The sequence below is a fragment of the Alteromonas sp. ABH4_452 genome, from assembly GCF_056311825.1.
Genome location: NZ_CM149973.1, coordinates 906569 through 918847 on the forward strand (window position 1 = coordinate 906569; position 12279 = coordinate 918847).

8 protein-coding genes are annotated in these 12279 nt (G+C 44.4%); 7 read left to right on the forward strand and 1 reads right to left on the reverse strand.

Annotated features, from left to right (window positions below; translation table 11 throughout):
* Positions 1-27 precede the first annotated feature (27 nt).
* Positions 28-1728 (reverse strand): alkaline phosphatase D family protein, encoded by a 1701-nt coding sequence (locus ACYX4N_RS03930; RefSeq protein ID WP_476055670.1) that lies wholly within the window; start codon positions 1726-1728, stop codon positions 28-30.
* 308 nt (positions 1729-2036) lie between these two features.
* On the opposite strand from ACYX4N_RS03930, the gene rnr reads away from it, so the two are divergent.
* The 7 genes from rnr to rplX all read left to right on the forward strand — a co-directional run bounded on the left by rnr (position 2037) and on the right by rplX (position 12268).
* Positions 2037-4454: a ribonuclease R gene (gene rnr, locus ACYX4N_RS03935; protein WP_476055671.1), complete on the forward strand. Its 2418-nt coding sequence runs from the start codon at positions 2037-2039 to the stop codon at positions 4452-4454.
* Positions 4455-5195 carry a 23S rRNA (guanosine(2251)-2'-O)-methyltransferase RlmB gene (rlmB, locus tag ACYX4N_RS03940; protein WP_476055672.1) on the forward strand — a complete coding sequence of 247 codons (741 nt, stop codon included), beginning with the start codon at positions 4455-4457 and terminating at the stop codon, positions 5193-5195.
* A 522-nt stretch (positions 5196-5717) separates the two neighbouring features.
* A complete protein-coding gene (locus ACYX4N_RS03945; protein ID WP_476055673.1) occupies positions 5718-7406 on the forward strand; it encodes a S8 family serine peptidase in 1689 nt (562 codons plus the stop codon).
* Between the two features lie 310 nt (positions 7407-7716).
* Positions 7717-9111 carry a DUF4397 domain-containing protein gene (locus tag ACYX4N_RS03950; RefSeq protein ID WP_476055674.1) on the forward strand — a complete coding sequence of 465 codons (1395 nt, stop codon included), beginning with the start codon at positions 7717-7719 and terminating at the stop codon, positions 9109-9111.
* Between the two features lie 132 nt (positions 9112-9243).
* Positions 9244-11352, forward strand: a complete 2109-nt coding sequence (locus ACYX4N_RS03955; protein WP_476055675.1) for a GAF domain-containing hybrid sensor histidine kinase/response regulator — start codon at positions 9244-9246, stop codon at positions 11350-11352.
* Positions 11353-11572: 220 nt separating this feature from the next.
* Positions 11573-11941 carry a 50S ribosomal protein L14 gene (rplN, locus tag ACYX4N_RS03960; protein ID WP_012519228.1) on the forward strand — a complete coding sequence of 123 codons (369 nt, stop codon included), beginning with the start codon at positions 11573-11575 and terminating at the stop codon, positions 11939-11941.
* Between the two features lie 12 nt (positions 11942-11953).
* Positions 11954-12268, forward strand: a complete 315-nt coding sequence (gene rplX / locus ACYX4N_RS03965) for a 50S ribosomal protein L24 (RefSeq protein ID WP_014950912.1) — start codon at positions 11954-11956, stop codon at positions 12266-12268.
* The last annotated feature ends 11 nt before the right edge of the window (positions 12269-12279 follow it).

Here is a 12279-nt window from a genome sequence, read left to right on the forward strand (position 1 = left end):
CGCCTTAATCTAAACAAATTCTATTTACTATGCATTTATTTCATAGCTATGCGTATTAACCACTTTTCCTGTCTTGGTCAAAATCGCATCCACATAGTGCCAAGCGGCTGTAGCGCTATCTTGACTAACGGTTAATGTCATAAAGCCACGCTGGTGAAGATTACAGTACTGTAAGTCTTCAATAAGAAGGGGGAGATCATCAGCAAGGGTTTCTGCCATTTCATCATCCATACTTAAATAATGTTCCATACCGGGTGATGTCACGCCTGGTGTAGCAAGCTCAACGCCCACTTCTGTGCCATCTTTCAGGGTTAACTTATTGTGCCAAGCGTTATGTGTGTCACCTGCAAGGGCAATAACTGGCTTACCGATGGATTTTAGCTGCATCAGAACCTGTTCCCGCTCAACGGGGTAGCCGTCCCATGCGTCTAAGTTGTAAGGCATTACCGTATTGATAAGCGCAAGTTCTTGTTCGCTAAGTGCGCCACCTTGCTTTTGTTTGCGTTTGATATTGGCGAGCCTATGTACATGAGCAGGAATATCTTTTCGCTCAACCCCGTTAAAAATAGATACAGGGAAGAGCATGCGGCCAATTAATAGCTGCTGGCCTAATACCTGCCATTTAGCCTGGCTTTGCTGCATAGAAGAGTGCAGCCAGTTGCGCTGGGTTTCACCAAGCAGTCCGCGCTTAGGGTTACCGATATCTTTCATAAAGCCAGCTTGATCAAACGCTTTTGTTTCAGCATCGCGATAGTCGCCGTACTCAAGCTGTTTGTCGCGAGCAAGAACGCGGGTGTCGAGCATGTATAAATCAAGAAGTTTACCAAAGGTAAACTGGCGATAAATTTCTAAGCGCTCGGTGCCAAACGGTGGGCGAATAGGTAGCCATTCATAATAGGCTTGAACGGCCGCTGCACGGCGTGCATAAAAATCACCTTCATCGGCTTGATGATTTTCCGCACCGTCTTTATAGGTGTCGTTAGTAATTTCATGGTCATCCCACACCACAATAAATGGCTTGTTTTGATGCAACGACAGCAAGCCTTCATCCGTGCGATATAGCGCATAGCGATTGCGATAGTCGGTTAGCGTATAAAGCTCGGTATCGTTATCAGGCGCATAGGTTCGGCCAATCTCTTTTGCATGCTCTGTCGCATAACCTTTGCCATCGTACTCATAAATGTAGTCGCCAAGGTGCAATACATAGTCGATGTTGTCGTTTTTCGCTGCTTCCATATAAGGCGTGAAAAAGCCAGCAGGGTAGTTGGAGCAAGAAAATATGCCGAACGTAACGTTAGACACATCAGCTTCAGGCAGTGTACGGGTTTCACCCACTGGGCTTGTATTATCAGCGCTTTTAAACCGGTAAAAATAACGGCTTGCTGGGGTAAGGCCTGTGACGTCTACCTTTACGGTAAAGTCATGCGTTGCTTTAGCTTCAACTATCCCGCTACTTACCACGTTGGCAAAATCAGCATCGCTTGCCATTTCCCATAAAATATCGGCTTTGGCTAAACCTGAGCCTGACTCTGTTGTCGGGACGGCGCGCGTCCAGATAATAACGGCGTCTTTTAACGGGTCGCCACTAGCCACACCATGGGTAAAGGTAGCGTTAGTTTGCGGTTGGCTATTTGCTGAATTGCTCACTGTGCAGCCCGCTAGCCCTGTAGACACTGCCACGCTCGCACCTGCGAATGACGACAGCTTTATAAACGTTCTTCTATCCATATGCCTGCTCTTTATAAGTTTGTAAGGTAACTGGTGATGTCATTGTTTTGTTGAACGCTCATGCAACAAAAACCAAAACCCATTTTTATACTGAGTGTTTGTGACATAGAGATGTCAGGTTGTGATTCCACAATAACGCACAATCTTTTAGTGCAAATACTGTTATACTGTGCAGCAAATAACCACATGAACCAAAAATGGTTTGTGTGTCTAAAAAATCATATTCAATGTTTTCCATAGTGCTTTGAAGAACTAAGCCACCAACGAAGACGTTTTGAACAAAGCAATTAAAGGTAATTTAAAAATACATGAGTGATGATCCGCATTATCAGCGCGAGAAAGAAAAGTACGAAAATCCGGTAGCCAGCCGCGAATATTTAATAAGTTTATTAAAAGAGCACGACAAGCCGTTGTCGTTTCTTGATATCTGTAATTTGGTGAACGCGTTCGATGAAGAAGCGCGAATTGGTATTCAGCGCCGACTACGTGCCATGGAGCGCGAAGGGCAGGTGCAATTCACTAAGCAGAAAAAGTACATACTTCAAAACCGTGATGAACTCATAAAAGGCAGAATTATTGGTCACCGAGATGGTTACGGCTTCTTGCGTCCTGAAGACAAAAGCGGTGACTTATTTATAAGTGCTGGGCAAATGAATTTGTTCCTTCACGATGACGTGGTAGAAGCGCGTATTAGCGGTACCGACCGTCGCGGCCGAAAAGAAGCCTTTGTGACGCAAGTCATAGAGCCGCGCAGCGAGCCTATTGTTGGTCGTTATTTTGTTGAGCAAGGCTTTGGCATGGTAGTGCCAGACGACAGCCGTTTGCAGCATGAAATTGTAATTCCTCCAGAAAGCACTAACGGCGCACGCATGGGGCAGGTGGTGGTGGTAGAGCTTACTCAGCGTCCACGCCGTAAAATGAGCCCGGTGGGCAAAATTGTTGAAGTACTTGGTGAGCATATGGCGCCGGGTATGGAAATAGAAATGGCGCTTCGCACGTTCGATATTCCACACCAGTGGCCGAAAGGCGTGACTAAACAGGTCGAAAAGCTTACCGATCAGGTGCCAGATGAAGCCAAAGAAGGTCGCATCGACTTGCGCCAGCTTCCCCTTGTTACCATTGATGGTGAAGATGCTCGCGACTTTGATGACGCAGTATATTGCGAACCGCTAGACGATGGTGGCTGGCAACTATGGGTAGCCATAGCCGATGTAAGTCATTATGTAAGAACAGGCTCTGCCCTTGATGATGAAGCCCAGCAGCGCGGTAACTCGGTCTATTTCCCTGACCAAGTAATTCCTATGCTTCCAGAGGTATTGTCTAACGGTTTGTGTTCACTAAACCCTGAAGTAGACCGCCTTTGTATGGTGTGTGAAATGACTATCAGTGCAAATGGCAAACTAGAAGAATTCCAGTTTTACGAAGCGGTCATGAACTCACACGCCCGTTTAACCTACACTAAAGTGTGGAATATTCTGCAGGGCGACAAAGAACTTCATCAGCGTTACGAGCCTCATGTACCTCATTTACGTAATCTTCACGACTTGTACCGCGCGCTCAAAAAAGCCCGTGCCAAGCGTGGTGCTATTGAGTTTGAAACCCAGGAAGTGAAGTTTGTATTCAACGCCCAGCGCAAAATTGAAAATATCGTGCCTTTAGTGCGTAACGATGCGCATAAGCTTATTGAAGAATGCATGATTATGGCGAACGTAAGTGCGGCGTTGATGTTAGAAAAGCATGAAGCGCCAGCGCTATATCGTGTACACGATAAGCCAGACGCCGACAGACTTACTGCTTTTACCAGCTACTTAAGTGAAATTGGTATCCCTCATGCCATTGTAGAAGATGCTGAGCCAGCCGCGTTTACCGATGTAGTGCTTAAAACCCGCGGTCGAGTAGACGAAGAGCTTATTCAAACCATGCTGCTACGCTCAATGAAGCAAGCGGTTTACGATGGCGAAAACGTAGGGCACTTTGGTTTGGCACTAGAAGCTTACGCCCACTTTACATCACCTATCCGTCGTTACCCTGATTTAGTGGTACACCGTGCGCTGAAAGGCATTATTGCTAAACAGCAGGGTAAAAAGGCGGTAAGCGGTGCTAAAAACTACTCTGTTGAAGAAATTGAGCAGCTTGGTGAACAGTGTTCAATGACAGAGCGCCGCGCTGATGATGCGACTCGCGATGTGGCTGACTGGCTTAAATGCGAGTTCATGCTTGATCACGTAGGCGACACTTTTGAAGGGGTAGTGAGCTCGGTTACAAACTTTGGCTTATTTGTGCGTCTTACTGAATACCATATTGACGGCTTAGTACATATAACCTCACTAGATGATGACTATTATCACTATGATGATGTTAAACAAGCGCTAGTGGGTGAGTCGGGCCATCGTCAGTTTAGACTTGGTGATACGGTTGAAGTAACCGTTGCGGCGGTAAATCTTGATGAAAGAAAGATTGATTTATTACTCGATAAGTCTATGCTGCGCAGCACTAAAGGCAAGAAGGTAAAAGTGAAGACAGCTAAAAAGGCTTCAGACAAACCTACTCGCTTCGATAACAAGCCCCGCTCTGGTAAAGACTCCCGTTCGGACAAGAAGGGGAGCAAAGGTAGAGGCGGCACAAAGTCGTCTAGTCGAAGCGGTGGAAAATCGTCAAGTCGCGGCAGCGCAAAAGGCGGTAGCAGCGGAAAAACATTGTCATTGAATAAAAGAGGTAAGCGTTAAATGGCGCAGCAAGAATGGTTATACGGTTTACATGCCATGCAGTCGGTACTTGAAAAAGAGCCCGAGCGTGTAATGGAAGTGTGGGTTTTAAAAGGGCGTAACGATGAACGCTTGACCAACATTGTTAACCAAGCCCGCCGTTTCGGAATTTCAGTTCAGTTTAGTCAGCGTAAAGCGTTAGACGAGAAAGTAAACGGCGAACAGCATCAAGGCGTTGTTGCCAAAGCAAAGCCTGCTCGCGTAATGGATGAAGCGGACCTTGATAAAATACTTGAGCGAGAGTCGCAGCCGCTAATTTTAGTGTTAGATGGTATTACCGACCCTCATAACCTAGGGGCATGCCTACGTACAGCTGATGGTGCGGGCGTACACGCTGTGGTTGTACCTAAAGACAAGTCGGCAAGTTTAAACGGTACAGTGCGAAAAGTGGCCTGTGGGGCAGCTGAAGTTATGCCACTAATCCAAATTACAAACCTTGCTAGAACCTTAAAACACCTTCAAGACAAAGGGCTTTGGATTGTGGGTACCGCCGGTGAAACCGATAAAACCCTTTATGATGTAGACCTGAAAGGCCCAACTGCACTAGTGATGGGTGCAGAAGGTAAGGGCATGCGTCGACTAACAAAAGAAACCTGTGACGAATTGGTTAAGTTACCCATGGCTGGTAGCGTAACAAGTTTGAACGTGTCGGTAGCAACTGGCGTGTGTTTATACGAAATCGTAAGGCAGCGCAGTATGTAAAGACTAGCGGCCTGTATTAGATGGCTTATTGCAACTAATATAATAATACTTATGAAAAAAGCGCGTGATCCGAGAGGGTCACGCGCTTTTTATTTTTAAGTGGAAATAATAAAAGTTCTAATATTTTGTTACATTTGAAATTGTAAAATAAATGTTAATTATGAAATTTTATTCCTAACATGAATTTGCTCGTAGAACGCATTTGGCGCGCTTTTCATCAAGTGTGGTGTTTTTTTAAGTATTTTTAAAGGTATAAAAAATACTCACCAGGGTTAAGGCAACATACTCAACTGTTTGATTAGCCGCCTAATATGAGCTCTGTAGCTAACCTGCTTATCGCTGGTTAGCTATTAACCTGACAAACGGGTAGGTCGTTGCAACGCTGTTGCGTCGGTTGTCATGGATGAGCTTTTCGTATGAGGTAATGGTTATACCTGTATGTCATTTAATAACAAATAGCTTCAAAAGCACGAACTAAAACAGTGCTGAAGTTAATAAGACAGATAAAACAGGAAATAAGTTTTGAACTCAAAATTAAATAAGAAACACACATGTCTAACAGCAGCTGCACTAGCTGTATCATTTGGTTTAATGACTAATTCTGCAATGGCAGCAGGCGAAGGTCTGGTAAAAGTCAAAGAAAAACCGCAAACCCTTAAACAAGCGCTAGGCAAAAGGCTAACTGTTGACCGCCTTGTTACAGTAGACCAAGAACGCTACATCATTAAGTTTAAAGACGAAATGATAAGTGAAACGGTAGAGGTAGCCAGTTCAAGTGATACGCTTACCAGCAGCAAAGCCAAGTCAAAGGTTAAGACTAAACTGAAAAACAAGAAGCCTTTCAGCATTGCTTCAGCTAAATCTGAAGTTAGAAAAGCCGGTGGTTCAATTAAGAAAGAGCTTAAGAAGCATAAAATGGTGGCGGCTACGATGAGTAAGTCTGCGCTAAACAAGCTTCGTAAAAACCCTAATGTAGAAAGTATTGAAGTAGATGTTCGCCGTAAGCCTATGGCGCAAACTACGCCTTACGGCTACACCATGGTACAAGCAAATCAGTTTGGTCAGTCAGATACTACAGCTCGCAAGGTATGTATCATTGATACAGGTTATAACCTAGGTCATCCAGATTTGCCTGGAACCAACGATGGCGTTACAGGTCAAGCTAACAACAGTGCTGTTGGCAACTGGTATAACGACGGTAATGGTCACGGTACTCACGTAGCGGGTACCATTGCAGCCTACGATAACAATGAAGGTGTAGTGGGTGTATATCCAGGTGTAGATATGCATATCGTTAAAATATTTAATGACAATGGCCAATGGACTTATGCATCTGACCTGATTGATGCGATTACTCAGTGTCAAGACGCGGGCTCAAACGTAGTTAACATGAGCTTAGGTGGCGGCAGTTCATCTACTACCGAACGCAATGCTATGCAGAGCTTCACTGATGCCGGAATGTTATTGGTAGCGGCTGCGGGTAACGATGGTAACAGTGCAAAGTCTTATCCTGCTTCTTACGATGCAGTAATGTCGGTGGCAGCGGTAGACTCAAACGAAAACCGCGCAAGCTACAGCCAGTATAACGACCAAGTTGAAATTGCTGCGCCAGGAAGTGCCGTGCAATCTACTTACCCAACTAATACCTACGCGTCTTTAAGCGGCACATCAATGGCTACGCCACACGTGGCGGGCGGTGCAGCGTTAGTGTGGAGCTACTTCCCGCAATGTTCAAACAACCAAATTCGTAGTGCACTAAATGCAACAGCTGAAGATAAAGGCAGTGCTGGACGCGACAACTTTTATGGCTATGGTTTGATGCAGTTAGCTGATGCGTATAACTACTTGAACACCAATGGCTGTGATGGAAGCGGCACGGGTGGTGGTGGCGGCTCTGAGCCTGGCGTCGAGCCAGTATCAGGTCAACTAACAGGCCTTTCAGGTACTCGCAGAAACTGGGATCGCTACACCTGGACTATCCCAGAAGGCGTATCGCAAATGACCATCCGCACCTCTGGTGGCTCGGGCGATGCTGACCTTTATGTGAAGTTTGGCTCACAACCGGAAACCAATAGCTACGATTGTCGCCCTTATCAAAACGGTAATAGCGAAGTATGTACATTTGACGCACCAGCATCGGGTACTTGGCACATAGGTATCCGCGCATACTCATCATATAGCGGTGTGACGCTGTCATACTCGTATGAATAACTAACGCCGTAACCAAACGACACTTTCAAAGCCTGCATTTGCAGGCTTTTTTATTTCTTTTCTACCAGCATTTTATCAATACATCCCCCGTCGAGAGAGCTTCTGCAAAAAGTTGCTGCTGGTTGCGAACTGTCAAGTTATACAAAGAAAAGTCAGCTTTGCAAAGATAGCGTAAAGCTCTGAACTAAGACCTTCTCAGATAGCCATATCGCTGTATTGTGCGAGCCAATATAAGCACTTTTTACGTGTGCCTGCTTGTGTTAACGCAGTCTTAAACCAATAAAGAACAACTTCAAAGGACATTCAATTTATGCAATTGACCTATCACTCTTTGCTTAGGGGAACTTGGTTCCGTGCAGCAGCAATGGGGCTTGTAGCGCTACTAGGGCTTACCGCATGTGGTGGCTCAGACAGTAGTAGCTCAGATTACTCTTATGCTTACATACAGTTTTATAACGCATCACCTAATGGCGCGAATGTTGAAATGCGAGAGGTTGATGGAGATAGCTTTGGTTCAGCTCAATTTGGTGATGCTACCTCAATGTACTCGATGGATGACGGCGAATACGAAATTGAGTTCATTCGTACTGACTCAGATGACCAAGAAGTTTACATTGACGAAATTACCGTAGATTTAAAAAATGGCTATAAAACCATTGTTGTGATGAGCGGTGATTTTAGCAATCCAACTTTTACTACGTATTCGTATGAGCGCGAAACACTAGAAGATCATTTCCGTTTGTTTGCGCTCTCTGTGGCCGTAGATGATTCATCATATGATTTCTACATGAGTGAATCAGGTGACCCGTTTGAAGCGGCTAATTTTCTTGGCACAGTGACTACTGGCGATATGATAGAGTTCGACTATTGGGATGCTGATGACGACAGCGAATACTTTGATGAAGATGAATATACAATTTACCTTACCGAGCCAGGTAGCGATGAGGTGGTATTCGAATCGCAAACGATAGATTTCGTTTACGAAACTGAGTATTTAATGACGCTTCGTGATGTAAGCGGCGCTATTCAAGAAGGGCTTGTGGTCGACACGGTATTAAACTCTTCAACAGTAACAGCGTTGACCGACGTTGAAGCTGATTCGCAGTATCGTATATACAACTCTACCAATCTAGATGCCGAGCTAAATGTTACCTTTGGCGGTAATACAGACGAAGAAGACGTGAGCTTTACGCTGGCAGCGGGTGAGATGTCAGAATTTAGTGCTATACGCTATGGCGATTATCGCGTAACCGTTACTGACCCATCAGGTACAGTTACATCGCTTAGCAATAAGCTAATCACCCTCAACCAGGGTGAGAGTAAAGCTATCCTTATCTACAACACTAACAACCAACTAGGTGCTGCCACCTTTGTTGAAAGTGGTTTGCCGCAGGCATATGACAAGACCGTTAACTTTATCAACTTAGTCAGCGACTTCGATGATGTGGATTTTTACTTAGTAAGAAACGACGAAACCATTGATACCGCAGAATATGATATTCAGAACTTGGAGTTTGCAGAAAGCACCAGCGAAGTGTTGCCGTCAGATTATTACGAAGTAATTGCGGTTTACGAGGACGATAATGAAGAGCAAGTGCTTCTAGATAGAACGTCTCTGTATGGCTTTACTGAAGAGGAAAACTACATCGTAACTGTAGAACCAGCAGATACCGCAACAGGATATGAAATTAACGTGCTTTATTAATTAGTTAGTCTATTTATTATACTAATTGATAATGCGGAAAACTTTCATCTCGTAAAATATCCCATAAATTTAAAAGGTCAATGTTAGTACATTGGCCTTTTTTATCTGCAGTCTGGGAGGGCTAAAATCCTCATGAGTATTATTCGAGATCTTCAAGTTATATCTGATGATAAGGCTATGTCATTAGATGAAAAGTTAGAAAGTTTGCTGCGTATCGGTACAGAAGCGCTTCGTTTAGAAACAGGGATCGTAAGTAATATTCAGGGAGAGCGGTATAGCGTGCTAAGCGTTGTCACGCCCAACGGTGACATACCAAAAGGCGCTGAATTTTCCCTTTGCGATACGTATTGTGCTGATGCTGCAAGGGCCGACTCAGTCATTGCGTACCATAATATCGATGTTCAACCTGGTGCTTCACATCCTTGTTTCGATAAATACACGCTAAAAAGTTACCTCGCTTCTCCTATTCGCGTATTCGGTGAGTTCTACGGTACGGTAAACTTTTCCTCGCTGTCTTCAAGAGATGAACCGTTTAATGAACTAGAAACGGATTACTTATTACTGCTTGCCACCTGGATTGGCAATGAACTTGAACGGCAGCAGTCTATGAGTAATCTGAATGCCCAAAAGGTCATGTTTGAGGAGCGAAACTCCCTGTTAAAACAAGTAACAAATTTGGCTGGGGTTGGAACATGGGAACTAGATGTAGAAAGCGGCTCGATAATCTGGTCGGGTGCACTAAAGCGCATGCTTCATGTTCACAGTGATCGCGTGATGGTAGCCGAGGATATACTGAAATTTATCGTCGATGAGGAGCATCGTAAAAAATACGCTGAAAAATTTAAGCAAACAATGCAAACAGGGGAAGATTTCTTATACAAAGTAGAGATTCGAACCGATGCAGGTGAAAAGCGTTGGATTGAAAGCAGAGCCCATCCCATAATGGACAACGGCAGGTGCGTAAGAGTAGTAGGTGCTACCGTCGATATTACGCAAATGCAGATAGACAAGGCTGTTCTACAGCATAAAAGCGACTTGGCGCAGAACGCCCTCAAAGCGAGAGGTGAATTTTTGGCTAATGTGAGCCAGGAAATACGTACGCCAATTCATGGCGTTCAGGGGATGCTAGAAGCGCTAATGGCGTCGCCATTAAATTCGAAACAAATGGAATTAGCCTCCCTTGCTGCGCAAAGCGCAGATTCCCTCCTCAATATTGTGAACGACATCTTGGACTTTTCAAAAATTGACGAAGGGGAGCTAGTCTTTGAAGACGGGCCTACTAACTTTGAAGAAACGATTGAAGAACAGATACCCATGTTCACAAGTCTTGCACAGGAAAAAGGGATAACGTTTAGCGTAAATACATCAGCGCTCAAAGGCCAAACTTTTATCGCTGATAAGTTGCGGTTAGGGCAGGTACTCATCAACCTGGTAAACAACGCTTTTAAGTTTACCAAAGAAGGTGAAGTAACCGTCGAGACAAGGTGTTTGCGTTACGGTAAAGGGCGCTATCGGGTTAAATTAATTGTGACTGACACAGGTATTGGTATCAGCGCTCAGCAGCAGAAAATAATCTTCACGCCGTTCATGCAAGCAGACAGTTCTACACAACAACTTTTTGGTGGAACAGGTTTAGGCTTATCAATCGTTAAACGAATAGTAGAACACTATAACGGAAAAATTGAAGTGAGTAGTGAGTTGGGTATTGGCGCTCGCTTTACCGTTACGCTCACATTAGATGATGCAAATGCAGGCGCTATTGCAAGTAAAACAATTGCTCAGAACGATACTTACATACCAAGTAAAGAAGAGCTGAGGGCGTTTAAAGCGCTTGTCGTAGAAGATAACGAGATAAACCAGCTTGTTATCAAAGAGCAGTTGAAAGAGATAGGTCTTGTTAGTGATTTAGCGGTAAACGGTGAGGATGCCCTAGAAAAGGTTAAGCGTTCAATGGCTGAAAAGTCACCCTACGCGCTAATATTTATGGACTGCCATATGCCCGTTATGGACGGCTTAGAGGCAACCAAACAAATTAGGCTATTAAATCAACAGGCCGCCGAAGTTCCTATAATCGCCTTAACGGCAAACGTTTCGACAGGAGAAAAAGAAAAATGCTTGAAATCTGGCATGGACGACTTCATATCAAAACCTGTTGGTGTAAGTCGCTTGAAAGAATGCGTTTTTCGACATATGAGTAAGCAGTTTGTAAACACTGTTTCAGCGTTAAAAGATCCTGCTTGATAACCTATGACGTGGTTATCGGCCCCGACTTTTAGTCGGGGCTTTTTTATTGCTCACATAGTTTAAAAATAATTCAATTTACCGCTATCACTTCCTAAAGTTTTCTGTTATTATTTCGCGCCCTTTTTATGGGGGTATGTACATAAAAGCAACGATATCCAGTTGTTTTTAGCAGCACTAACGACTCGGGAGAGTCTTAATTTAAGAGCGGAGCACTAACATGATCCAAATGCAAACTAACCTGGACGTTGCAGACAACAGCGGCGCTCGCAGGGTTCAGTGTATTAAGGTTCTTGGTGGCTCGCATCGCCGTTATGCAGGTATCGGTGACATCATCAAAGTTACTGTTAAGGAAGCAATTCCTCGCGGTAAAGTTAAAAAAGGTGACGTACTGAATGCAGTGGTGGTGCGTACTAGAAAAGGCGTTCGTCGTGCAGATGGTTCTACCATTCGTTTTGACGGTAACGCGGCTGTTATGCTTAATGCTAACAAGCAACCAATTGGTACGCGTATCTTTGGCCCGGTTACCCGTGAGTTGAGAAGTGAAAACTTCATGAAAATCATCTCATTGGCCCCAGAGGTACTATAAGGAGTCACGATAATGGCTAATAAAATTCGTCGTGATGATGAAGTAGTCGTATTAGCGGGTAAAGACAAAGGCAAACAAGGCAAAGTCCTTAAAGTGCTTATTGCTGATAACCGTGTAATTGTAGAAGGCGTTAATCTTGTCAAGAAGCACACTAAGCCAAACCCACAACTGGGCGTAGCTGGTGGCATTGTTGAGAAAGAAGCTTCTATTCACGTTTCTAATGTTGCGATTGTTAACCCGGCAACGGGCAAAGCAGATCGCGTTGGTTTCCGTTTCGAAGATGAGAAGAAAGTACGTTTCTTCAAGTCTAACGGCGAACTTGTTTAATTATATTGGAG